The sequence below is a fragment of the Pseudomonas sp. LBUM1652 genome, assembly GCF_059716105.1.
In genome coordinates this window covers 1,856,349-1,879,293 of sequence record NZ_CP166804.1, presented here as the reverse complement: position 1 = coordinate 1,879,293, position 22,945 = coordinate 1,856,349, and the positions used below count along the sequence as shown (strand labels likewise).

Sequence of the window (22,945 nt, the reverse complement as noted above, 5' to 3'; positions counted from 1 at the left end):
TGCTCACTCCTTGATCAAGAATTGCGCGAATTATGCCTCAACCTCCCAGAAAAACTCTACGTGGGCACTGCGACCTTCGTCCGACCAACTGGCGTTACGCCCCAATTGTCGAACCAGACTGACCCCACGCCCCGACAAACGGACACCGTCCAGTGGCCGCTCCATCACCCGCGCCACGTCGAAGCCTTTGCCGCTGTCGTCGACTCGAATGACCAGACAGCCGCCCTCGCCTTGTGGCTTTACCTGCAAATGTACGCGCACATAGCCGTCCTGCAAGGCCTCCAGACGGGTGTTGCGCTGCTCATAGTAGCGGGCGAATCCCACAGCATCGCGCTTGAGGCTGGAGTCGAGCCCCAACACGCCGTGCTCCAGCGCATTGGAATACAACTCGGCGAGCACGCTGTACAACGCGCCGCTTTGCGCACGCAACCCATGCACCTCCTGGAGCAACTGCAACAAGTACGGCAACGGATTGAAACGCTTGAGCGTAGCACCACGAAACTCAAAGCTCACCGACCAGTCCAGCGGGCACGACTGGCCGCTGTCGGAATAGACCGGGACTGTCGGATTGACCTGCGCAGGCTCCAGCAGGCTCACCTCGACCATGCTCACATCGTCGCGCGCCTCGCCACGAAAATTGCGCAGCGCCTGCTCGATGTCCTCGAACAGGCAATCCGGCTCGCGATTGGCGGCAAACACCCGCTGCAAGCGTTCAACGCCGAACAATTGATCACTGGCATTGCTGGTGTCGATCACTCCGTCGGACAACAGAAAGACCCGATCACCGACGGCCATCGAGTAGACCTGGGTACAGTCATCGAATGCCTGCGGACTCAACACACCCAACGGCAGATGCCGCGCCGCCAACGGTACGCGCTCACCGCTGGCGATCCGATGCAGATAGCCGTCAGGCATGCCGCCGTTCCACACCTCGACCGAACGTCTTTGGGAACTCAGGCACAACAGGGTTGCGCAGCAAAACATGTCCACCGGCAAGATGCGCTTGAGCTTGGCGTTCATCTCGCGCAGCGTTTCGGCCAGACCGTAGCCCTTGGCCGTCATGCCGTAGAACACTTCGGCCAGCGGCATCGCCCCGACCGCAGCCGGCAAGCCATGACCGGTGAAATCGCCGAGCAGTACATGCATGTCCCCCGCCGGCGTGTACGCCGCCAGCAGCAGATCACCGTTGAACAGCGCATAGGGCGATTGCAGATAGCGAATATTCGGCGCGCTCAGACAGCCGGAATGCGCGACCTTGTCGAACACGGCTTTGGCGACGCGTTGTTCGTTCAGCAGGTAATCGTGATGTTTGGCGATCAGATCGCGCTGCTGCAGCACGGTCGCCTGCAATCGGCGCAAGCGATCCATCGCCTTGATTTTGGCGGCAAGGATCACTTGGTTGTAGGGCTTCGCCAGAAAGTCGTCGCCACCGGCCTCCAGACAACGGGCCAGCGCCTCGCTTTCAGTGAGCGAGGTAAGGAAGATGATCGGCACCAGCGTTTCCCCTGCCAGCGACTTGATCTGCTGGGCCGCTTCGAAGCCGTCCATCACCGGCATCATCGCGTCCATCAGGACAAGGTGGGGTTGCTGGCGGCGGAAGACGTCGACGGCCTCGGCACCATTGGCCGCCGTCAGGACTTCATGGCCCTGACGACGGACAATGGTTGAAAGCAGCAGCCGGTCGGCGGCGCTGTCTTCGGCGATCAGGATCGTCAGCGGCTCGGCATCAGCCTGCATTGCGTTTATGCCACGTCGAAGATTTGTTCGAAGTTCGAGATCGCAAGTATCTTGCGTACGTCGGCATTCGCGTGGGTCAAGGTGATTTCGGCATTTTCGCCGCCCGCATGGTCACGCAACAACAGCAGCATGCCGAGCGCGGAACTGTCGAGGTAAGTGGCGTCTTTCAAATTCACTTCAAAAGACTCGGGCTTCGGCTTTACACCCTCGTAGGACTGCCGAAACTCCTGATGCTTGGCGAAATCGAATCGGCCCTTGACCGAGATAGTCAGTTTTTTCCCACCCGAAGAGACTTCTGTAACGACTGACATTGACTGGCTTCCTTGTCATTGGCGAACGTGTACAAGGTTTAGCACTTGGACAGGGTTGGGGCAAGGTTGGAAGCCAGATCAAAACGGATCGTGTCGAGGTAAACGCTGAGACAACTCATCCAGTAATTTCTGCTCGCGCTTGTCTTCGAGGCGCTGAGCCTCGTCGCGATAGCGCTGGACCAGTTTGCGCAACCCCTCGACACGAGCGAACGCTTGCTGCCAAGCCTCCCGCGCCTTGTCCAGGTTGTTCTGGTGCCAGACCAGGCTTTGGCGTTGCTGATCGACGGCGGTGTCGAGTTGCGCCAGAAAGCCCTGAAAGCCGAGCAGCCATTGCCCGCTGACGCCGGTGCTGCCGCGCACGATCCACTGCTGCGAATAATCCAGACGAAAGGCGTGCAAGTCAGCGAGTTTGCTTTCGGCCACTTTGACCTGCCCCTGGAAATACCCGAGGCGTTGCACGGCGGCTTTTTCGGCCTTCTCGGCCATGTCCACCACCGGCACCAGACGCGCGGCTCGACTCTGGGCCATGGCGAGTTAGCCGCCAGGAGCCGGAGCAAAGATCGAGGCCAGCTGATTTGCACTGGCGCCCATGTTGATGTTGTCGTTCAAGCCCTGACGCAGATACATCGACATCGTCGGTTGCAGCTGGATCGCGGTGTCGGTTTCCCGGTCACCACCGGCCACATAAGCACCGACGCTGATCAGGTCGCGACTCTGCTGATAGCGCGACCAGTACTGCTTGAACATCTGCGCATGGTTCATGTGCTTGATGCCCACCACGGCCGGCATCACCCGGCTGATCGACGCTTCGATATCGATGGCCGGATAGTGCCCTTCCTCGGCCAGACGCCGCGACAGCACGATGTGACCGTCAAGCACGCCCCGCGCCGAGTCGGCGATCGGGTCCTGCTGATCGTCACCCTCGGACAGCACGGTGTAGAACGCGGTGATCGAACCGCCGCCCTTCTCGGCATTACCGGCGCGCTCCACCAGTTTCGGCAGTTTGGCGAACACCGAAGGCGGATAACCCTTGGTTGCCGGTGGTTCGCCGATGGCCAAAGCGATTTCCCGCTGGGCCTGGGCGAAACGGGTCAACGAATCCATCAGTAACAGGACGTTCTTGCCCTTGTCGCGAAAATACTCGGCGATGCGCGTGCAGTACATCGCCGCGCGCAGACGCATCAGCGGCGCATCGTCCGCCGGCGAGGCAACGACGACGGAACGCTTCAAGCCTTCTTCACCGAGGATGTGCTCGATGAATTCCTTAACTTCTCGACCCCGCTCACCGATCAGACCCACGACGATAATGTCGGCCTCGGTAAAGCGAGTCATCATGCCCAGCAGCACGGATTTACCGACACCGGTACCGGCGAACAGACCGAGACGCTGGCCACGCCCGACCGTCAACAAACCGTTGATGCAACGGATGCCGACGTCCAGCGGCACGCTGATCGGATCACGGTTGAGCGGGTTGATTGTCGGGCCGTCCATCGGCACCCAGTCTTCGGCTTTCATGCCGCCCTTGCCGTCCAGCGCGCGACCGGCGCCATCGAGTACACGACCGAGCATGCTCATGCCCATCGGCAGGCGACCGGTGTCGGCCAACGGCACCACGCGGGCGCCCGGGGCAATACCGGCGACGCTGCCGACCGGCATCAGAAAGACTTTACTGCCCGAGAAGCCCATGACTTCCGCTTCCACCTGCGAGGGGTGATAGCTGTCGTCGTTGATCACCAGGCAGCGCGTGCCCATGGCTGCGCGCAAGCCTTCGGCTTCGAGAGTGAGGCCGACCATGCGCAGCAGGCGACCTTCGAGAATCGGCGCGCCAGCCATTTCGGTGGCTTCGGCATACGTGCTGAGGCGCTTGGCGAAACTGGTGCGTTCAAGGCGCATCGGGTTCGTCCGCGAGCGGCTCGTCAGGGATGGCCGCCGATTTTGATTCTTCGGGGATATCCAGGCTCAGATCCGCTGCAGCCGGGTGCAGGGCCTGTTCGTGCAACTGATCGAACAGTTTGTCCATGACCTGAGTGACGCGGGTTTCAATGCTCGCATCGATGCGGCTGTGCGCAGTTTCAACCCGGCAACCGCCCGGCATCAGCGACTCGTCTTCGACGATGCGCCAGGTTTCCTCATGACGTTCGCGCAGGGCTTTGGCCTGTTCGAAGTCCTGTGGATTGACGTACAAACGCACATTGTCGACGCCCAGCGGCAACAGCTTGAGGGCGTCGCGCATGACGTGTTCGATCTGACTGGAGTCGATGGCCAACTCGCGCTTGATCACCTGTTTGGTGATGTGTTGCACGAGGTCAACCAGCGACTTTTCGATCTGGGTATCTTGCTCGGCGATGGGTTCGAACAGATGACCCATCAACTGCTCAAGGCTGGCGAGTTTCGCCGCCAGGGCCACTTCGGCTTCTTGACGCACCTTGAGCGTGGCACTGTGAAAACCTTCTTTTTCGCCGACGGCGAAGCCCTCGTTGTAAGCCTCCTGACGGATGCTTTCGAGTTCTTCGAGGGTCAGTGGCTGGACTTCTTCCAGCGGCACTTCTTCCATTTCCGGCGGTTCAGGCTCCGGTTCCGGCTCGGGTTCCGGTTTCGGCGGATCGAAGCTGGGCAACGCCCAGGATTCGAAACCACGGACATCGCGGGCACGGATCAGATCCGTCACATCGTCATCGTGCTTATCCATGGGCTTAGATCATTTCCTCGCCGCCCTTGCCACCGAGCACGATCTCGCCGGCTTCGGCCATGCGACGGGCAATGGTGAGGATTTCTTTCTGTGCGGTTTCCACGTCGCTGACCCGTACCGGGCCCTTGGCCTCGAGGTCGTCGCGCAACAGTTCGGCGGCACGTTTGGACATGTTCTTGAAGATCTTCTCTTTGACGCCTTCGTCCGAACCCTTGAGGGCCAGTACCAACACGTCGGAAGACACTTCGCGCAACAGCGCCTGAATACCGCGGTCGTCGACATCGGCCAGGTTGTTGAACACGAACATGAGGTCTTCGATCTGACCGGACAGGTCTTCGTCGACTTCGCGGATCGAGTCCATGAGCTGGCCTTCGATCGAGCTGTCGAGGAAGTTCATGATGTCTGCCGCACGCTTGATGCCACCCAGGGTGGTGCGCGAGGCATTCGAGTTGCCGGAGAACTGCTTCTCGAGAATCTGGTTGAGTTCTTTCAATGCCGCCGGCTGCACGGTGTTCAACGACGAGACGCGCAGGATAATGTCCAGGCGCACCTTGTGGTCAAAGTTGCCGAGCACTTCACCAGCCTGATCCGGGTCGAGGTAGGCAACCACGATGGCCTGGATCTGCGGGTGTTCATAACGGATCACGTCGGCAACGGCGCGCGGCTCCATCCATTTCAGGCTGTCGAGGCCGCTGGTGTTGCCACCGAGCAGGATGCGGTCGATCAGGCCGTTGGCCTTGTCTTCACCCAGCGCCTGCGTGAGCATCTTGCGCACGTAGTCATCGGAACCGACGCCCAGGCTGGTCTGGTCGCCGACGATGTCGACGAACTCGCTCATGACCTGTTCGACCTGCTCGCGATGGACGTTGCCCATCTGCGCCATCGCCACACCTACACGCTGAACCTCTTTCGGGCCCATGTGACGCAGCACTTGCGCAGCATCGGTCGACCCCAGGGACAGCAGCAGAATTGCGGCTTTATCAACCCGGGTCAGTTTGGCGACGGCGGCTCGGTTATCACTCATCTGCGTTAATCCACTCTTTCACGACCTGAGCCACACGACCCGGGTCTTCTGCCACCAGACTCTTGATTGCATTCAGCTGCGCGTCATAACCCTCGCTCGGGCTCGGCAACAGAATGCTCTGCGGACCACCGAGGCTCACGCGGTCGTTGGAAAGTTCGCCGTCCAGGCCGCCCATGCCACCGAGTTCCACGTCGCTGCCCAGACCGGCCAGCTCCTTGCCTTTGCCACCGCCGGTGATGTTGTTGAGCACCGGACGCAGCACACCAAACACCAGCACCAGGATGAACAACACACCCAGCACCTGTTTGACGATGTCCCAGAACCATGGCTGGGAGTAGAACGGAATATCGGCGATCACTTCACCGCGCTCGGCGGAGAACGGCATGTTGATCACGCTGACGCTGTCGCCACGGCTGGCGTCGAAGCCGACGGCGTCCTGCACCAGACGAGTGAAGCGCGCCAATTCGTCGGCGGTCCACGGCGCGCGGGTGGTTTCACCATTAGCCGCGTTGACCTTGACCTGATCATCGACCACCACCGACACCGACAGACGATTCAGGCGACCCTGCTGCTGCTTGGTGTGGCTGATGGAACGATCGAGTTCGAAGTTCTTGGTGGATTGTTGACGCTTGTCGGCCGGGTACGGCGCGAGCATCGGCTGACCGGTGGCCGGGTCCATGATCTGCTGACCGTTGGCGTCAACCAATGGCTGACCTGGCTGGATCATGCCGGCGGCGGCTTGAGCACCACCGGTGGTTTGCGGTGCCGAGGCTGGCGATGGCGGCTGGTTGCTCAGGGCACCCGGCACACCTTGCGGGCCGTTGCTGGCGGTACGTTGTTCGTTGACCGACTGCTCGCTGCGCAACGCCGGTTGATCCGGGTTGAACTGCTCGGCAGTCGATTCGACGGCACTGAAATCGACATCGGCCGAGACTTCAGCCTTGTAGCGATCATTACCCAGTACCGGTTGCAGAATATTGTGCACACGCTGAGTGAGCATGCTTTCCATGCGGCGGCTGTAATCGAACTGCTTGCCGGCCATGGTCATTTCAGAGTTTTCCGCCTGATCAGAGAGCAGGTTGCCCTTCTGGTCGACGACGGTGATCTGCGATTTGCTCAGCTCAGGAACGGAAGTCGCCACCAGGTTGATGATGGCAACCACTTGACCCGGCTCCAGCGAACGACCGGAGTACAACTCGACCAGTACCGAAGCGCTTGGCTTGCGTTCATCGCGCACGAACACCGAACTCTTCGGAATCGCCAGGTGCACGCGGGCACCCTTGACGTTGTTCAGGCTGGAAATGGTGCGCGCCAGTTCACCTTCAAGGCCGCGACGATAACGGGTCGCTTCCATGAACTGGCTGGTGCCCAGACCTTGTTCCTTGTCGAGGATTTCAAAACCGATGTTACCGTCGCTGGGAGTGACACCAGCGGCCGCGAGCTTGAGGCGCGCACGGGATAGGTCATCGGCCTTGACCAGCAAGGCGCCGGAGTTCGGTTCAACGGTGTAAGGAATGTCGGCGGAGGCCAGGGTATCCATGACCTGCTTGGCGTCCATGCCGGCCAGACTGCCGTACAACGGACGGTAATCCGGCTGCTGCGACCACAGCACCACGGCAAAGCCAATCGCCACGCTCGCAGCCAGGCCGACCAACAGGCCCACCTGACGCAGCACGGTCATCTCGGAGAGGTTTTCCAGGAAGGACAGGCCGAACAGCGGCGGTTTGCCGTCTATCGGGGTGGCCTTGGCCGGAACGTTATCGGCGACTGCTTCTGCCATGACTCAATCTCGTCCTTATACCGGCATCTGCATGATGTCTTGATAAGCCTGAACCAGTTTGTTGCGCACCTGGGTCAGAGCCTGAAACGACACGCTGGCTTTCTGTGAGGAAATCATCACGTCCGTCAGATCGACGCCGCTCTTGCCCACTTCGAATGCATTGGCCAATTGAGCCGACGCCTGCTGGGTATCGCTGACTTTATTGATCGCCTGACCGAGCATGTCGGAAAAGCTGCTGCCCGCCAGTTCAGGGACAGCGGCAGTCGATTTCGGCGCAGACATGGCATCCATTTGCATGGCCTTCATGTCCATCATCAACCGATTGAATTCAATACCTTGGCTCATGGTCTACTCTCTTGGGCGGCCCGCAATTTTTTGACACTCACTCGGCGGGTACACAGGTATTAGCAACAAGGGTGCCAGCTCATGGGCAGCCTTTTCAGAAAAGCGTTTTCAAGCATTGCGCCGGCAATCAGGTGGCGAACAAATAGCCTTCGACGTCCATGCCCGCATCGCGCATTTGCGCCAGTTTGTAACGCAGGGTGCGCGGGCTGATTCCGAGTTTTTCAGCCGCTTCCTTGCGTCGGCCACGCTCGCTGCGCAGGGTGTCGATGATCATCTGAAACTCCCGGCGGCGCAGGTCGTCGCCCAAGGCACCGGCCGAATCGGCGTCGATTTCGACCTCACGATTCACCGCAGGCGTCGGCGACTTGACTGGCAATGCAGCGAACGTCACGTAGCCCGCCAGACAAAAATCCTGCGGCTGGATCAAGCCGCCCTGCTGCAAAATCAGCGCACGCTGAATCGCGTTATCCAGTTCACGCACATTGCCCGGCCATGGATAACCGGTCAGGCACGCTTGCGCCTCAGGCGAGAGTTTCGCCGCGGCATGCTTCATTTTATTGACGTGTTTGGCCAGCAACCGCTCAGCCAGCGGCAAGATATCGGCAGTACGTTCGCGAAGTGGACGCCACGCCAGCGGGAAAACTGACAGACGGTAGAAAAGATCTTCACGGAAGCGACCCGCTGCCACTTCGCCGGCGAGATCGCGGTTGGTGGTCGCGACCACACGGATATCCAGGGTGATCGGCTTGCGCGCACCGACCCGCTCGACTTCTCGCTCCTGCAGCACACGCAGCAGTTTGGCTTGCAGACCGAGGGGCATTTCGGAAATTTCGTCGAGCAGGATAGTGCCGCCGTCGGCCTGTTCGAATTTGCCGGCCTGCGCCGCGATGGCGCCAGTGAACGAGCCCTTTTCGTGACCGAACAGCGTCGCCTCGAGCATGTTGTCAGGGATCGCGGCACAGTTGATCGCGATAAACGGCTGATTGGCACGATGGGATTGCTGGTGGATATAGCGCGCCAGCACTTCTTTGCCGGTACCGGACTCGCCCGAGATCAGCACGGTGGAATCACTGCGTGCGACCCGCGCCGCCAGCTCAAGCAATTGAGCACTGGCCGGCTCGACCGCAATCGGGCCTTCGGCATCACTGGCACCTAGACTGCCGAGAGCATGTCGAGACACCAGATCGAGCAGCGCCTTGGGCTCGAACGGTTTGACCAGATAATCCGCCGCTCCCTGGCGCATCGCATCGACGGCTCGCTCGACGGCGCCATGCGCAGTCATCAGCAACACTGGCAACTGCGGCTGCCGGGCACGCAGCAGCGCAAGCAATTGATGCCCATCCATGCCAGGCATGTTGACGTCGCTGACCACCAGACTGAACGCTTCGCGCGCCACCGCCGTCAACGCCTCTTCAGCGCTGCCGACCGCGTGATAATCGTGGCCCGCCAACAGCAGCGTATCGGCCAGCGCTTCGCGCAACGAACGGTCATCCTCGACCAGCAAAACCTTGATGCCCATGTCTTTCACTCAGCTCCCTGTACAGCGGAAAACAGCGGCAGGATCACCTGCGCGCACGTACCGCGCCCGACTCGCGAACGCAGCTGCAATTCTCCCTGATGCGCACGGGCGACAGCCTTGACCACGGTCAGGCCCAGGCCCGTGCCAGTGACTTTAGTGGTGAAAAATGGCTCGCCGAGCCGCGCCAGCACCGCCGGCTCAATCCCGCTACCGGTATCGCTGACACACAGCCGCAGGGTGTTGTCGCGGGTGTAGCAATGCACTTTCAAGCGCACATCGCCGGCGCTGGCCTGAATGGCGTTTTCGATCAGGTTCAAAAGAGCGCCGACCAGCGTGTCACGATTGCACAGCAACTCGCCGACATGGCTGTCGCACTGCCAGCGGATGGGCAAATCCTGCACATGGGTCAATGCGGCCGCTTGCAGCGACTGCATCAAGGCGTTAGGCGTGAGGCGGTCGGTCAGTGGCAATTCACCGCGGGCAAAAACCAGCATGTCGCGCACCTGATGCTCCAACTCATGCAGGCGTTCCTTGAGGCGGCCAGCGAACCGCTGCTGAGTGGCGACGGGCAGCTCCTGCTCAGTCAAATGGCTGGCGTAGAGCAACGCGGCGGATAGCGGGGTGCGGATCTGATGAGCCAGCGAGGCGACCATCCGCCCCAACGAAGACAAGCGTTCGTGGCGCGCCAGTTGATCCTGTAGATGACGGGTTTCGGTCAGGTCGTTGAGCAGCACCAATTGCCCCGGCTCGGCATCCAGCGAGCGGGTGGCAATCGACAGGCGCCGACCGTTTTTTAGAGAGATTTCGTGACCGTCGTCTTCACGCGGGGCGAAGCAGCGCGCGATGACATGGCGCCACAGCTCGCCTTCCAGTGGCAAACCGAGCAACTCGATGGCCGCCGGGTTGGCTTCGACCACAATGCCGTGACCATCGATCACGATGACGCCACCGGGCAATAGATCAAGGAGGTTTTGCAAACGGTTGGCCAGACGCTCTTTTTCCGCCAGTTCCTGCATGCGCTGAGCACTGACCACCGCCAGCTCACCCTTGAGCTCAGTCACCCGCGCTTCAAGCATGCTATAGGAGTCAGTCAACTGACTGGACATCTGGCTGAACAGCGCGAATGCCTGCTCAAGACCCTGTCGGCTGACCTGCTCTACGGAGGACGGCTGCCCCTCGGGACTGGAGGCAGAAGACATCTGGGCGACTTGGGGCATTGTGCTCTCTCGCTGGCTGACCGTCAGTTAAACGGAACGTTGCGAGGGATGTAGCAATACCCGTGCCTAAAAAAAACTGCTTATAAATGAAGAGGTTGAAAAACAGGCGTCAATCATCCGCCTGTTCATCACCATCGCGCCGGCTCATGCCGTACTTGCGCATCTTCTCCACCAGCGTGGTACGGCGAATGCGCAAGCGCTCGGCCGCACGCGCAACGATGCCATTGGCATCGTCCAGCGCCTGCTGAATCAGGCCCTGTTCCAGACCACCGAGGTAGTCCTTCAGATCCAGGCCTTCCGGCGGAAGCATGGCGTTGGCGGTGAAGTCCGGCGTATGGCCGTTGATTGCCACGCGCTCTTCCAGATCACTGCGCAGGCTGTCGACCAACTGCTCGTCTTCATCGTCGACGTAGCGGAATTTCTTCGGTAGCTCGACCACGCCGATCACCCCGTACGGATGCATGATCGCCATGCGCTCCACCAGGTTGGCCAGCTCGCGGACGTTGCCCGGCCAGCCGTGACGGCACAGCGACATGATTGCCGCCGAGTTGAAACGGATCGAACCGCGCTTTTCGTGTTCCATGCGCGAGATCAGTTCGTTCATCAGCAGCGGGATGTCTTCGACGCGCTCACGCAGCGGCGCCATCTCGATCGGGAACACGTTCAGGCGATAGTAGAGGTCTTCGCGGAAGGTGCCGATCTCGATCATGCTTTCGAGGTTCTTGTGGGTCGCGGCGATGATGCGCACGTCGACGCTTTGGGTCTTGTTGCTGCCCACACGCTCGAAGGTGCGTTCTTGCAGCACGCGCAGCAGCTTGACCTGCATCGGCAGCGGCATGTCGCCGATTTCGTCGAGGAACAACGTACCGCCGTTGGCCAGTTCGAAGCGGCCGGCACGGCTGGTGATTGCGCCGGTGAAGGCGCCCTTCTCGTGGCCGAACAGCTCGCTCTCGAGCAGCTCTGCCGGGATCGCCCCGCAGTTCACCGGCACGAACGGCGCGTCGCGGCGCTTGGAGTGGTAATGCAGGTTGCGCGCAACCACTTCCTTGCCGGTGCCGGACTCGCCGAGGATCAGCACGCTGGCGTCTGTGTCGGCCACTTGCTGCATCATCTGGCGCACGTGCTGGATCGCCCGGCTGGTGCCGACGAGGCTGCGGAACAGGTTGGGTTCACGATGACGGCCGCGCTCGCGGGCCTGGTCATACATCTCGCGATAGACCTGGGCACGGTGCAGGGAGTCGAGCAGTTTGCTGTAGCTGGGCGGCATTTCGAGGGTCGAAAGCACTCGACGACGCTGGTCTTCAGGCAAGTCAACGGAAGAATTATCGCCCATCAGCAAAACCGGAAGGAACTCATCCCAGGTTGAGAGTGTCTTTAACAAGCCCAAAAGCGCACCAGGAGCATTGACCGTCCCGATCAGTACGCAAATGACCTCACGACTAGATGACAAAGAGCCGACTGCCTGCTGCCAGTCATGGCTTCCGCAGGGTAAATTTTCTTCGCCGAGAAAATTTAAGATCACCGCCAGGTCGCGGCGGCGGACGCTATCGTCATCGATCAGCAGAATTTTGGTTTCACGCCACATGCAATAGCAACTTCCCTAGTCAACTCAATGCCCGAAAAATGGGGCAAGCGAGACGCTTGCAGGACACCATGTGCCTGTAGACGCCTGAAATCTGAAATCAGCCACTAGTTAAGTCAAAAAACCGTGCACAGTCAAATTTATGGCGCACATATCTGGATTAACTGGGGGTTAATTAACCAAACAGATGGTAAACCTTTGCCGCGTTCTGCGCTTGGGTGATCTGCGACATCTCGTTGGCTATCGCCTGCCGCTCCCCCGTCGCCGCCTCGAGCAGCTTTTTGTAAACCCCGAGCAATTCCTCAAGGTTATCGCGCAACGCGGCCTCGTCCACCGAAGCTTCACTCAAGACGTCTTCCATGCAGGAACGGCAAGCCAGATCCAGCTCGCCAATAGCTTCCCAGTTGCGCTCGGCCAGAGCACCGACCAGAGCCTCGCGGGTTTCTTCGATTCGCTGCAATACAAGACTCATGGTGATCTCCTTAAAACTGTGGAGCCGGCGTGCCGATGGCATCCCAGCCGTCCTTGACCGTGCGCAGCAGGTCAGCGACTTCGTCGAGGATCTTTGGATCGGTCTTGGCGTTGGCTTCGGTCAGACGCTTCATCATGTATTCATAGAGATTGGCCAACTCGCCAACCTGCTCCGACCGATTATCCAGATCAAGCCCTTCAAGCAGACCACCGATAATGCCGATGGCTTTGCCGATCAGGATGCCCTTGTTCGGGATGTCCTTGCGCTCCATGGCACCTTTGGCCTGGGCAATACGATCCAGACCACCTTCCATCAGCATCTGTACCAGACGGTGCGGACTGGCTTCGGAAGTCTGCGCCTGAGCGCCAATCTTCTGGTATTGGCGAAGGGCTAACATCGGATTCATGTTCTACCTCATCAAATTTCTATGGGACGCATATCAAGGGTATCGACGATGCGTCAAAAAACTTTAGATTGAAATACAAAAAGCCCGGAGCGTATAAAAACGCTGCCGGGCTTTTGGCGTTTCAGGCCTTAGCCTTTCTGTTGAGCGGTCAACGCCTCGAACATCGAAGTGATGTTGCTGGCGGTGGCCTTCAGCTTGCCGACAAGGGTGTCCATGTCGTTGTACTTTTTGGTCAGTACAGCGGTCAGGGTTTCGATACGACGATCGAGCGCAGCCTGATCATTGGTCAGTTTGGTCTTGGTCTTGTTCAGACTGGTGGTGCGCTGATCCAGAATCCCGCCAGTAGTGGAGAACGGCGTAATCGCTTTTTGCATGCGCTTGAGCAGACCGTTGTCAGAACCCAACTCGCCAACGAACATCTTCTGGACTTCGCCACCCAGCTTCTTGTCATTCATGGCAGCGGTGAACTTGGTGCTGTCAAAAGAGAGCGCACCGGTTTTCTGATCGGTGGTAATGCCCAGTTGCGCCAGAACGGTCAGCTTGTCGCCCGAACCGGTTTGCGACAGCGGCTCACGGATGGCCGACAGGATCGAACGCGGCAAGGCGTCGCCAGTCAGAGCCGCCGCAACGGTCGGCTTGCCATCATCGTCCAGGGAAGGCTTGGTCAGCGCAGTGATGCCGTTGGCCAGAGCATTGTAGGCATCGACGAACTTCTGAATGGAAGCCTTCAAGCCATCGTTGTTGCTGGCGACGGTGACAGTGGAGGTACCGGTCGCTACCAGATTCAAGGTCAGGCCGGAAACAGCCTTGTCGACGGTATTGCTCTTGCTGGTCAGGGCCATGCCGTCGATGGTGAATTCGGCATCGATCGCCAGAGCACCAATGGAACCCGCGGAAGTCGCCGTCATCGGCGAGCCGCTGGTGCCAATCACGGTACTGCCATTGATGGCCAGCTCGGAAATTCCGCTGACGGAAATATCGGAACCCGCACCCGTGGTAGTAGAACCCAATACCAGACGCGAACCAAAGGAGTCAGTGACGATGTTGGCACTGATGCCTGCGCTCTTGAGCTTGTCGTCACCGTTGATCGAGTCGCGCACCGATTGCAGTGTCGCCCCAGCCTTGATGTCGAGGTTATATGTGCCAGTACCCTGCTTGATGGTCAGCGTGCCAGCCGTAATCGGACTGGTGTTACCACCTGCAAAAGCGGCACTGGCAACCTTCGAGGAGGTGGCCAGCTTGCCGACGGTCACAACGTAGTTACCATTGACCGCCGTGTTGCCGGCAGTGGCGCCGAGGATCTTTGGATCAGAGGAAGTGGCAGCAAAACCCGGGAACTGTGGGTTGGAGAGACTGCCCAGGTCCGTCAAGGTCTGAGTGAAAGCCGTCATCAACGACTTCAGAGTACCGATACCGGAAATGCTTGCGGTGTTGGTCGCAGTCCCACGGTCGATCTGACCTTGCTTGGCCGCTTTGTCAGCGTTTACCAGGGCTTTGACGATAGCACCGGTATCAAGGCCGGAGCCTAAACCCGTGCCCGGTAGAATTGGACTTGCCATGTGGAACTCCCTTCAGTGTGTCGCCGGTCTTTTGACCACTACAACGCCCAAAAGAACATAGCAACAAAATTCGTGCCAGCTGTCAGACTTTAGCGCTGAACAACAGGCTGCTTGCATCATTCAAACTATTTGCCAGTTTCAGCACTTCTTCGTTGGGGATCTGACGGATCACCTCACCGGATTCGCTGGCAATCACTTTGACCACTACTTTGCCTGAAGGCTCATCGATCGAGAACTCCAGATTGCGCTTGACCGACTGCACAAACTTTTCGATTTCCTGAACGGCCATCTTCAGTTTTTCCTGCTCGGTCTGATCGCTTTTGCGTTCATCCTTGACGATAGCTACCGGGGCAACCACCGGGCGAGGCTTCTCCGCAGGCTTGTCGGCAACAGTCGTCGCCTGCTTGGCCGCAGGATAAGACAAGTTCAGCTTGGCGCTCATATCCATGTCCATCACCTCTTAAAAAAGTAAAAAGCGAGAGAGCGCGACAAGCGCACTCCCCCGCCAAAACTCACCAGCTATTACTGAAGCAGTTTCAGTACAGCGGATGGCAGTTGGTTGGCCTGAGCCAGAACTGCGGTCGAAGCTTGTTGCAGAGTTTGTTGCTTGGTCAGCTGTGCAGTTTCAGCAGCGAAGTCGGTATCTTGTACGCGACCCAGTGCAGCACTGGCGTTTTCGTTGATGTTTTGCAGGTTGGAGATAGTGCTGGTCAGACGGTTCTGAGCAGCACCGAGGTCCGCACGGCTGGTGTTGATGGTTTTCAGAGCTTTGTCGATCGCGTCGATTGCAGCTTTGGTGCTTGCTTCAGCAGTGGTGCTGTCGGTACCGGTAACAGCGATAGTAGCCGAACCAACGCTCAGAGTTGCAGCGTCGAAGCCGCTGTTCAGAGTGATGGTGATCTGGTTGGTAGCGCCAGTGTTGGAACCAACCTGGAAGGTCATGGTGCCAGCAGTACCGTCGATCAGGTTTTTGCCGTTCAGGTTGGTCGACTTGGCGATACGAGTCAGCTCGTCCGACATGGTCGCGAATTCTTTGTTCAGAGCAGCACGGTCGTCGGTGCCGTTCGAGTCGTTTCGTGCTTGAACAGCCAGTTCACGCATACGCTGCAGAATGTTGGTCGATTCTTGCATCGCGCCTTCAGCGGTCTGAGCGATCGAGATACCGTCGTTGGCGTTTTTGATCGCCATGGTCTGACCACGGATCTGCGAAGTCATACGGGTAGCGATTTGCAGGCCGGCGGCGTCGTCTTTAGCGCTGTTGATTTTCAGGCCGGAAGACAGGCGAGTCATCGAAGTCGACAGAGCGTCGGAAGCACGGTTCAGGTTTTTCTGAACGTTCAACGATGTGACGTTAGTGTTTACTGTTAAAGCCATGACGAATTCCTCGTTGGTTGGGTACTGCGGCTTCCGGCCCTGGCAACCGCCGGGTATGGCCTAGAGAACCTTCGTAATAGTTATCGTCGGGATTGGGACTTGCTTTAGGGGATTTTCGAAAAAAATTGCCATCAGACGGCCACCCCTCGTAAATCAAGGACTTGGCGGCCGTCGACAAACGAAAAAATGGCGTCAGGAATACGCCGGAAGCTCAAGATCGGGAGCCAGAACCGACGAGTGGGGAGAAATTGTCTAAACGGACAGACTGTCCGTGACCAGTTGAGTCAATTCGTATTCGAGGTAATCCGCCAGTGCCAGCCAGTTTTGCGCTTCCTGACATTCCAGCATCAGACTGAGAACCTGCAGCCATTGGTGTTGATTATCCGCACCCGCTTGATCGAAGGATGGTTGCAGCGCAGCGGCCAGATCAATCATCGCCAACCCTGCCTCAACGTCACGCCCCAGCCGGAACAACGTCGCACACTGCTGTGCCTGCTCGACAAACATTGCACTCATAGCGCCAACTCCGGATGAAAGGCGGTCCCGGCAATGATCGCCCCGGCCCGACTGCTGTTGTAAAAGCGCACCTGAGGATGCCCGGCGATAAAGCGCTCCAGTTCGCACAGATAGCTACGGAAGTTGAGTTGGGTTTTGATGCGTTGGCCGTGGCCATCGAGCACCCAGTGTTTCGCCGCACCGAGTTGAGGTCCCAGTTCACCGTCATTCCAGCCGGCATGGGTCTTGTCGCCCGGGAAGGCAAAGTCGGCACCGAACAGGGTGATTTCCCCGGCACCCATTTTCACCGCCAGATCCACTGCAGGGTGGATCACGCTACCGCCCCCATGCAATTCACCTCTGGGAAATTGCTGGCGCAAGGCCTGATAGATCGAACTAGGTGAATAGGCTACATAGCGCGGGCCTTGCCAGGCACTCAACACTGACGGATCGACCATGGGCATATACACCAGACGAATGGCGCTCGTGCCGGCCGGTGGCAAGTGACGCTCGGCAATGCGCTGATCGATCGTAACCACGATGTCGGGGCGAATCCCCTGTTCAAGCAACGGTCTATACGCGGTGTCGACACAGATAAACAGCGGCCGTGGCTGTTGCTCGCGGATCGTCCGCAATCGCTGGAAGTGCATTTCCAGGCTCGGCCCTGTCGCAATCACAAACACCGGCATGCCCGCGCATGTGCCGAACAGCTCGGCGACATCCGCATCGACGTGCATCAGCGTCTGACTGGCATGCAAGCGTTCGACAATGTGCGCAGCGTGCGGATCGAACTCGCGATTATTGAACGTAAGGTGCGTCTCGCTGATCAGTCGGTCGCGGATTTTCGCGTTGTAGTCGTCTGCCAGCACCAGCTCGGACGGCAAGGCAAAGAAAGGCAGGCAGATTTCCTCGCGATCACCGGCGTAGTGCAACTGGACGCGTGAATCGCCGAGCCACGGTGCTTGATCAAGCAGTTGCAGCACCAGCGAAAACACGGCGCCATTGAGAATGTGCACGTGCAATTGCGCGAGTGCCGGACGTAGCAGCAGCTCGTGTTGCAGATCGCCCAACCCGGCACCGTAGATGTGTAACACCGGGCTGTCGGCTGCCAGGCTTGCGGCCTGCACCTGCGCTTCACGCATACGGTCATGCCGACTGGTCAACTGAATGCCATTGACGCTCAAGGTCGAGCCCAGTCCTTCCAGCAGATCGGCCTGCAACGAGCTCGGGTCTTCGCTCAGCAGACGCGCAGCCACCGCAGGCCAGCGCTTTTCGATGATCTGGGTATTGGATTGAAAAAACTCGCTCATGGCGCCTCGCCTGACATCCGGGCAAAAAAATAGCGCTCAAGGTTACACCTTGAGCGCTTTTTTGTGCCGCGTTTTATAGAAAATCAGATGACTCAGGGACGATAGATGATCGCCGAACCCCAAGACAAACCAACGCCGAAACCACTGATCGCAACGCGACTCCAGTCAGAATCGAGCACGTGTTTTTCCAGCAGCAACGGAACACTCGACGACACGGTATTGCCGGTCTCGACCATGTCCTTGATGAACTTCTCCGGCTCGCCTTCGAAGCGCCGCGCCACCGCATCGACAATTGCCGCACTGCCCTGGTGAATGCAGAACGCATCGATGTCGTCAGCCTTGAGGCCGGAATCGTCGAGCAATTCATGCAGATGCGCCGGGACTTTGAGCAGCGCGAAGTTGAACACCTGACGACCGTTCATGAAGAACACACCATTGCTGACCTTAAGGTGCGGAGCGCCGGAGCCGTCAGTGCCGAACTTGGCTTTACCCAACGCCCAGGTCGGATCTTCGCCCATCCAGGTGGCGGTGGCGGCATCGCCGAAGAGCATGGTGGTGTTGCGATCTTCCGGGTCGACGATCTTCGAATAAGGGTCAGCGGTGATCAGCAAGCCGTTCTTCAGGCCTGCGGCTTCCATGAAGCCCTTGATCGCATAGATGCCATAGACGTAACCGGAGCAGCCCAAGGAAATATCGAACGCCGCGACATTGGTCGGCAGACCGAGCTTGTCCTGCACGATCGCGGCAGTATGCGGCAGGCCTTCTTCGTCACCGTTCTGAGTGACGACGATCAGCGCGTCGATCGACTCACGTTTCAGCTCAGGGTTGCTGGCAAACAGCGCATTGGCCGCTTCAACGCACAGATCGGAGGTTTCTTGTTCAGCGTCTTTGCGCGGCAGGAATGCCGAGCCGATCTTGCCAAGGATGAAGTCTTCATCCTTCTCGAATTTTGCACCTTGTGCGTAATTGTCCACGCCGGCTACAGGAACGTAGCTCGCAATGCTTTTTATGCCAATCATTACGGCTTCCCAATAAAAAACAGCCCAAAACCACCGCTCGCAAGGATTCGAGGGGCGCCGACAAACAGAAAATGGCTGCCACAACGGGCAACCAGAGGGGGAGCGCAAAGGGCTATCACTGGAACCGATAAAGGGCCAGGCGCCATCTCCCCGATCAATACAATACAGTGAAGATGCGCGTTATGACTCGCAGGTCACGCTATTTTGCCGAATCGGCTGTAGATCGGGTTATTCGACCAACGACCAATCCAGCGGCGTACCGCGCTTGATCGCGGCGCGAGCGTGGCGCCCGAGAACCGCATCGGTGTGCTTGGGCGGCAGACCGAGACCGGGGCGGATGGCACGCAGATTGGCAGCGGTGAAGGCCTCGCCCGCCGCCATGTCGGCGGTGACGTACAGCGAACGGCGGTAGACCAGCGACTTGCGCTCGGCCTCGGTGGGGCCGTATTGCACTTGGCCCATGGCCTGCCAGGCACGCTCGGTCTCGAGCACCAGACTGGCCATTTCCGCAGGTTCCAGCGAAAAACTGGCATCCACCCCACCTGCCGAACGGTCGAGGGTGAAGTGTTTTTCCACCACCGTTGCACCGAGCGCCACAGCAGCGACCGACACGCCGACGCCCATCGAGTGGTCAGACAGCCCGACCTCGCATCCAAACAGCTCACGCAGATGCGGGATCGTGCGCACGTTGCTGTTAAGCGGTGTCGCCGGATAAGTGCTGGTGCACTTGAGCAACACCAGATCCTTGCAGCCGGCCTCACGGGCAGCGCGCACGGTTTCATCGAGCTCTGCGATGCTGGCCATGCCGGTAGAAATAATCAGCGGCTTGCCAGTAGCGGCGACACGACGAATCAACGGCAGATCAGTATTTTCGAAACTGGCAATCTTGTAGGCCGGCACATCGAGGCTTTCGAGAAAATCCACCGCGCTGTCATCGAACGGCGTCGAGAACGCGAGCATCCCCAGTTCTTTCGCGCGGGCAAAGATCGGCGCATGCCACTCCCACGGCGTATGGGCCTTTTCATACAAATCGTAGAGCGAAGTGCCCGCCCACAGGCTGCCCGGATCCTTGATAAAGAACTCACCCTCTGCCAGGTCCAGTGTCATGGTCTGGGCCGTATAGGTTTGCAGTTTCAGCGCATGCGCCCCGGCCTTGGCCGCCGCCTCGACGATTTGCAGAGCAACGTCCAGCGACTGGTTATGGTTGCCGCTCATCTCGGCAATGATGAACGGCGGCGCGTCGGCACCGATCAGGCGATTGCCAATCTTGAAACTGCTCATTTGCGGTGATCCTTCAAAACACGGGTGAACGCGCAGGCACTTTGAGTGAACCCGGCGTCGCGAAAAACATTCAGTGAGGCCTGGTTGGCCGGCAACACTTGAGCGGTGATCGCGCTCATCTGCGGCCAATGTGCAGAGGCGAACGCTTCGCCCCGCGCCAACAGTGCACCGCCCCAGCCGAGACCAAAACGCCCTTGCAGCAAATACAGCGAGACCTCCGCGTCAAAACCACGCAAGTCATAGCGCAGAACGCCGACCGGGCCGTCATCGCCTTCAGCGACCAACAGCAGCCGCTGAGGGTTACGCAAGCTCGCAGTCAGCCAGTCCAGATGTTGCTTCCAGTCGATAACGCCAGCATCCAGTGACCAGCGGCGTACCGCCTCGGCATTGCGTCCGTCAAACAACAACTGCGCGTCGTCCAGCGTGGCCGGGCGCACCTTGAGCACCGCGCCCGCCAATGCCGCCGCAACCCGCAGCGCGCCGCGCCCGTCGACCAATTGCCGCGAACGTTCCGCCAGGCTTTGGCGCAGATAAACATTGTCGACGACCAAGCCGATGGCTTGGCGCAATTGCTCGACACTGACCTGCTCGCGGGCGCCCATGAACACATGCGCGCCAGCCGCCGCCATGACTTCGCCGTTGGCCTGCTGATTATTCGACACGGCTATGCAGATCGTTGGCAGCCCCAGTGCCGCGCGCTCCCAACTGGTGCCACCGCCGGCGCCGATAAACAAATCGGCCTCGGTCATGCGTTGATGGAAATCGCTGACAAAACTGTGCAATCGCCAATTCGGCCGTGTCTCGGCCAGGGCCTGCATCTGTGCCCATGCCGGGTTGTCGGCGCCGGCGACGAAATCCACTTCGAGCTCGGGAAAATCCGCCAGCGCCAGCATCGCGTGATGAGTCTGCATCGCCGCGTCGAAACCGCCGAAATTCACCAATACCCGCCGAGCCTTGGACTTGATCTCGATGGCTGGGCAAATGAACTCCTCGCGCAGCATGGCAAAACGCGGACCAAGCAATGTGCGACAACCGTCAGGCAACAGCGGCGCGTAATTCTCGCTCAGGCCGGAGAGGTTCTGATTGAGCAGCAGGTCAACGCTGTAGCACCGAGTGGCCAGATCATCCACTGCTGCAATCCGTGACGCCCAACGCCGGGCCGCCGTTTGCCAGTGATGATCGAGGCCATAGTGGTCGGCAATGATCCAGTCGAACCCTTCATGGCCGTCGAGCAATACATCCAGTGCATCAATGTCCGCTTGCCACGGCAGCATCGATTCGATGGCCTGCTGTGGATCTTCTTCGGCATAGCGTTCGGGTAATGCGAACGTCTCGAAACCCTCTGCCTGCAACGCATCAAGCCGGTGCCCCGGCAAGCGCCGACAGGCAAATGCGACGTGACCGCCCTGCTTGCGCAACACCCGGGCCAGCGTCAGGCAACGGGCAATGTGACCACTGCCGATGGTCGGCGACGCGTCCGCACGGATCAGCACTCTCATTGCACTTCCCCGCCAGCCTTGAGCGCGGCGTACAGGTATTCGGCGCGTATCCAGTCTTCGACGGTGTCGATGTCCTGCACCAGATGCCGAGGCAGGATTACCGGCAGACTGGCTGGCGAATACAACACCTCACCGCGCAGCCATGCCTGGCATCGGCCCCAGTAGAACTGACCGGCATCCTGGAATGCTTCAGGCAGATCCTGCGAGCGGGTGTTGCGAAACTCTGGATACAACGCCGTCAATGCCCCCTGCCCGTCCAGCGTTAACGCACGCTGCACGGGAAAACCAAAGCTGCAAACAGAAAACGCGAAGGACTTGTCGCACTGCTGCTCCAGCAATTCGAAGCCTTCACGCAGAAACCGCGCCTGCAACAACGGCGCCGTGGCATAGACGCAACAGGCGTAATCAAACGCTGGCAGTTGCTGCAAGGCATGCACGATCACTGCTGCCGTGCCGGTGAAATCATCGGCCAGATGCGCAGGACGCAAAAATGGCACCGTGGCGCCATGAGCCCGCGCGAGCTCGGCGATTTCTTCGTCGTCAGTACTGACCACAACCTCGTCGAACAATCCCGAGTCCAGCACCGTGCGAATCGAACGGACAATCATCGGCACGCCATCGAACGGCGCAAGATTCTTGCGCGGAATGCGTTTGCTGCCCCCGCGGGCCGGGATGATTGCAACGTTGCTCAAGGGCGTTTTTCCAGAAGGAACCAGGTGACGTCGTCAGCAGGAAATTGCCGGTCACGGTGATACACGAAGCCGTAATCCAGCAGGTGCAGATCAGCGTAGCGATCAAGCATTTCACCGGCGAAATCGCGTTTGAACAGTTTGCCGCTGTTGCCGCGATAGGACACTTCCACCGGCGCCGGATTGTAGTACTCCGCGATCAGGATATAGCGCTGGCTGAGCTCGTACAGCTGCGCGTAGGCCTTCGGCAACAGTTCCGGGGCAAGATGAATCAACACGCCTTTGCTCAGCGTCAGATCGTAGGAGCGTTCGTAGGGATAGTCGAACAGCGAACCGTGCCAGATCTTTGCGATGTCCAGTGCTTTGGCCTGTGCACAGGCATTGGCGTTGATCTCGACGCCGGACAACTCGCATTGCGGCAACAGTTGATGCAGCGCCTGCAAGTTGTTCCCGACATTGGTACCGAGTTCCAACAGGCTGTCGATCCGCCCCGTTCTTGCCAGCGCCTTGGCAAACAACGCCAGATTGGCCGCCACCAGCGATTGCCCGACGTTGCGCGCAACGTACTCGTTGCCGAAGTCACCCTGCCAGAATTGTTCCTGTTCACTCAGATTGCGCATTGCCATTTCCCATCCAC

Annotated in this window: 23 protein-coding genes; all 23 read right to left on the bottom strand. The window is 59.1% G+C overall.

The genetic code is table 11. The annotated features are described in order from the left end of the window. Positions 1-30: 30 nt before the first annotated feature. Positions 31-1,737, bottom strand: a complete 1,707-nt coding sequence (locus ACA069_RS08505; protein WP_497617069.1) for an ATP-binding SpoIIE family protein phosphatase — start codon at positions 1,735-1,737, stop codon at positions 31-33. A gap of 5 nt (positions 1,738-1,742) precedes the next feature. Beyond that, entirely contained in the window at positions 1,743-2,048 is a 306-nt protein-coding gene (locus tag ACA069_RS08500) for an STAS domain-containing protein (protein WP_489878513.1), read from the bottom strand. A gap of 78 nt (positions 2,049-2,126) precedes the next feature. Further along, the gene (gene fliJ, locus ACA069_RS08495; RefSeq protein WP_305442054.1) at positions 2,127-2,576 is read right to left on the bottom strand and encodes a flagellar export protein FliJ; all 450 of its coding nucleotides are present in this window, start codon (positions 2,574-2,576) and stop codon (positions 2,127-2,129) included. 6 nt (positions 2,577-2,582) lie between these two features. Next, complete coding sequence (gene fliI, locus ACA069_RS08490; protein WP_187677380.1) at positions 2,583-3,941, bottom strand: flagellar protein export ATPase FliI; 1,359 nt, start codon at positions 3,939-3,941, stop codon at positions 2,583-2,585. Beyond that, positions 3,931-4,737, bottom strand: coding sequence for a flagellar assembly protein FliH (gene fliH, locus ACA069_RS08485; RefSeq protein WP_187677379.1), 807 nt, complete (start codon positions 4,735-4,737; stop codon positions 3,931-3,933). The genes fliI and fliH overlap by 11 nt, the downstream gene beginning before the upstream one ends. A 4-nt stretch (positions 4,738-4,741) precedes the next feature. Beyond that, complete coding sequence (gene fliG, locus ACA069_RS08480) at positions 4,742-5,761, bottom strand: flagellar motor switch protein FliG (RefSeq protein ID WP_095191139.1); 1,020 nt, start codon at positions 5,759-5,761, stop codon at positions 4,742-4,744. Further along, on the bottom strand, positions 5,754-7,541 hold the full coding sequence (gene fliF / locus ACA069_RS08475; RefSeq protein ID WP_187677378.1) for a flagellar basal-body MS-ring/collar protein FliF: 1,788 nt from the start codon (positions 7,539-7,541) through the stop codon (positions 5,754-5,756). The genes fliG and fliF overlap by 8 nt, the downstream gene beginning before the upstream one ends. A 15-nt stretch (positions 7,542-7,556) precedes the next feature. Further along, on the bottom strand, positions 7,557-7,886 hold the full coding sequence (gene fliE / locus ACA069_RS08470) for a flagellar hook-basal body complex protein FliE (RefSeq protein WP_401272007.1): 330 nt from the start codon (positions 7,884-7,886) through the stop codon (positions 7,557-7,559). Positions 7,887-8,013: 127 nt separating this feature from the next. After that, positions 8,014-9,405, bottom strand: a complete 1,392-nt coding sequence (locus ACA069_RS08465; protein ID WP_187677376.1) for a sigma-54-dependent transcriptional regulator — start codon at positions 9,403-9,405, stop codon at positions 8,014-8,016. Between the two features lie 5 nt (positions 9,406-9,410). Continuing rightward, positions 9,411-10,604, bottom strand: a complete 1,194-nt coding sequence (locus ACA069_RS08460) for a sensor histidine kinase (RefSeq protein ID WP_489878735.1) — start codon at positions 10,602-10,604, stop codon at positions 9,411-9,413. A 127-nt stretch (positions 10,605-10,731) separates the two neighbouring features. Next, a complete protein-coding gene (locus tag ACA069_RS08455) occupies positions 10,732-12,207 on the bottom strand; it encodes a sigma-54 dependent transcriptional regulator (protein WP_187677375.1) in 1,476 nt (491 codons plus the stop codon). Between the two features lie 172 nt (positions 12,208-12,379). Then, the gene (fliT, locus tag ACA069_RS08450) at positions 12,380-12,676 is read right to left on the bottom strand and encodes a flagellar protein FliT (protein ID WP_187677374.1); all 297 of its coding nucleotides are present in this window, start codon (positions 12,674-12,676) and stop codon (positions 12,380-12,382) included. Between the two features lie 10 nt (positions 12,677-12,686). After that, positions 12,687-13,082: a flagellar export chaperone FliS gene (gene fliS, locus ACA069_RS08445; protein ID WP_187677373.1), complete on the bottom strand. Its 396-nt coding sequence runs from the start codon at positions 13,080-13,082 to the stop codon at positions 12,687-12,689. A 128-nt stretch (positions 13,083-13,210) separates the two neighbouring features. After that, positions 13,211-14,641 carry a flagellar filament capping protein FliD gene (gene fliD, locus ACA069_RS08440; RefSeq protein WP_497617064.1) on the bottom strand — a complete coding sequence of 477 codons (1,431 nt, stop codon included), beginning with the start codon at positions 14,639-14,641 and terminating at the stop codon, positions 13,211-13,213. A gap of 82 nt (positions 14,642-14,723) precedes the next feature. Then, a complete protein-coding gene (locus ACA069_RS08435) occupies positions 14,724-15,089 on the bottom strand; it encodes a flagellar protein FlaG (protein WP_187677371.1) in 366 nt (121 codons plus the stop codon). 74 nt (positions 15,090-15,163) lie between these two features. Continuing rightward, complete coding sequence (locus ACA069_RS08430) at positions 15,164-16,015, bottom strand: flagellin domain-containing protein (RefSeq protein WP_123465735.1); 852 nt, start codon at positions 16,013-16,015, stop codon at positions 15,164-15,166. A 252-nt stretch (positions 16,016-16,267) separates the two neighbouring features. After that, a complete protein-coding gene (locus ACA069_RS08425; RefSeq protein WP_497617061.1) occupies positions 16,268-16,531 on the bottom strand; it encodes a hypothetical protein in 264 nt (87 codons plus the stop codon). Next, the gene (locus ACA069_RS08420) at positions 16,528-17,820 is read right to left on the bottom strand and encodes a motility associated factor glycosyltransferase family protein (RefSeq protein ID WP_497617059.1); all 1,293 of its coding nucleotides are present in this window, start codon (positions 17,818-17,820) and stop codon (positions 16,528-16,530) included. Before ACA069_RS08420 ends, ACA069_RS08425 begins: the two co-directional genes overlap by 4 nt. Before the next feature lie 92 nt (positions 17,821-17,912). Then, complete coding sequence (locus ACA069_RS08415) at positions 17,913-18,839, bottom strand: ketoacyl-ACP synthase III (protein ID WP_401271060.1); 927 nt, start codon at positions 18,837-18,839, stop codon at positions 17,913-17,915. 228 nt (positions 18,840-19,067) lie between these two features. Continuing rightward, positions 19,068-20,120 carry a pseudaminic acid synthase gene (gene pseI, locus ACA069_RS08410; RefSeq protein WP_401271057.1) on the bottom strand — a complete coding sequence of 351 codons (1,053 nt, stop codon included), beginning with the start codon at positions 20,118-20,120 and terminating at the stop codon, positions 19,068-19,070. Then, positions 20,117-21,619 (bottom strand): UDP-2,4-diacetamido-2,4,6-trideoxy-beta-L-altropyranose hydrolase, encoded by a 1,503-nt coding sequence (pseG, locus tag ACA069_RS08405; protein ID WP_497617057.1) that lies wholly within the window; start codon positions 21,617-21,619, stop codon positions 20,117-20,119. Before pseG ends, pseI begins: the two co-directional genes overlap by 4 nt. Beyond that, on the bottom strand, positions 21,616-22,311 hold the full coding sequence (gene pseF / locus ACA069_RS08400) for a pseudaminic acid cytidylyltransferase (protein WP_497617056.1): 696 nt from the start codon (positions 22,309-22,311) through the stop codon (positions 21,616-21,618). The genes pseG and pseF overlap by 4 nt, the downstream gene beginning before the upstream one ends. Beyond that, positions 22,308-22,928, bottom strand: coding sequence for a pseudaminic acid biosynthesis-associated methylase (locus ACA069_RS08395; protein WP_497617054.1), 621 nt, complete (start codon positions 22,926-22,928; stop codon positions 22,308-22,310). Before ACA069_RS08395 ends, pseF begins: the two co-directional genes overlap by 4 nt. Positions 22,929-22,945 lie beyond the last annotated feature (17 nt).

Excerpts from the sequence above, each read along its gene's own strand:
- fliJ (WP_305442054.1), bottom strand. The coding sequence starts at position 2,576 with ATGGCCCAGAGTCGAGCCGCGCGTCTGGTGCCGGTGGTGGACATGGCC.
- ACA069_RS08465 (WP_187677376.1), bottom strand. The coding sequence starts at position 9,405 with ATGGGCATCAAGGTTTTGCTGGTCGAGGATGACCGTTCGTTGCGCGAA.
- pseG (WP_497617057.1), bottom strand. The coding sequence starts at position 21,619 with ATGAGAGTGCTGATCCGTGCGGACGCGTCGCCGACCATCGGCAGTGGT.
- fliT (WP_187677374.1), bottom strand. The coding sequence starts at position 12,676 with ATGAGTCTTGTATTGCAGCGAATCGAAGAAACCCGCGAGGCTCTGGTC.
- ACA069_RS08460 (WP_489878735.1), bottom strand. The coding sequence starts at position 10,604 with ATGTCTTCTGCCTCCAGTCCCGAGGGGCAGCCGTCCTCCGTAGAGCAG.
- ACA069_RS08435 (WP_187677371.1), bottom strand. The coding sequence starts at position 15,089 with ATGGATATGAGCGCCAAGCTGAACTTGTCTTATCCTGCGGCCAAGCAG.
- ACA069_RS08395 (WP_497617054.1), bottom strand. The coding sequence starts at position 22,928 with ATGCGCAATCTGAGTGAACAGGAACAATTCTGGCAGGGTGACTTCGGC.
- ACA069_RS08500 (WP_489878513.1), bottom strand. The coding sequence starts at position 2,048 with ATGTCAGTCGTTACAGAAGTCTCTTCGGGTGGGAAAAAACTGACTATC.
- ACA069_RS08430 (WP_123465735.1), bottom strand. The coding sequence starts at position 16,015 with ATGGCTTTAACAGTAAACACTAACGTCACATCGTTGAACGTTCAGAAA.
- pseI (WP_401271057.1), bottom strand. The coding sequence starts at position 20,120 with ATGAGCAGTTTCAAGATTGGCAATCGCCTGATCGGTGCCGACGCGCCG.
- fliF (WP_187677378.1), bottom strand. The coding sequence starts at position 7,541 with ATGGCAGAAGCAGTCGCCGATAACGTTCCGGCCAAGGCCACCCCGATA.
- ACA069_RS08425 (WP_497617061.1), bottom strand. The coding sequence starts at position 16,531 with ATGAGTGCAATGTTTGTCGAGCAGGCACAGCAGTGTGCGACGTTGTTC.
- ACA069_RS08505 (WP_497617069.1), bottom strand. The coding sequence starts at position 1,737 with ATGCAGGCTGATGCCGAGCCGCTGACGATCCTGATCGCCGAAGACAGC.
- fliE (WP_401272007.1), bottom strand. The coding sequence starts at position 7,886 with ATGAGCCAAGGTATTGAATTCAATCGGTTGATGATGGACATGAAGGCC.
- ACA069_RS08420 (WP_497617059.1), bottom strand. The coding sequence starts at position 17,820 with ATGAGCGAGTTTTTTCAATCCAATACCCAGATCATCGAAAAGCGCTGG.
- ACA069_RS08455 (WP_187677375.1), bottom strand. The coding sequence starts at position 12,207 with ATGTGGCGTGAAACCAAAATTCTGCTGATCGATGACGATAGCGTCCGC.
- fliI (WP_187677380.1), bottom strand. The coding sequence starts at position 3,941 with ATGCGCCTTGAACGCACCAGTTTCGCCAAGCGCCTCAGCACGTATGCC.
- ACA069_RS08415 (WP_401271060.1), bottom strand. The coding sequence starts at position 18,839 with ATGATTGGCATAAAAAGCATTGCGAGCTACGTTCCTGTAGCCGGCGTG.
- fliD (WP_497617064.1), bottom strand. The coding sequence starts at position 14,641 with ATGGCAAGTCCAATTCTACCGGGCACGGGTTTAGGCTCCGGCCTTGAT.
- fliS (WP_187677373.1), bottom strand. The coding sequence starts at position 13,082 with ATGAATCCGATGTTAGCCCTTCGCCAATACCAGAAGATTGGCGCTCAG.
- fliH (WP_187677379.1), bottom strand. The coding sequence starts at position 4,737 with ATGGATAAGCACGATGACGATGTGACGGATCTGATCCGTGCCCGCGAT.
- fliG (WP_095191139.1), bottom strand. The coding sequence starts at position 5,761 with ATGAGTGATAACCGAGCCGCCGTCGCCAAACTGACCCGGGTTGATAAA.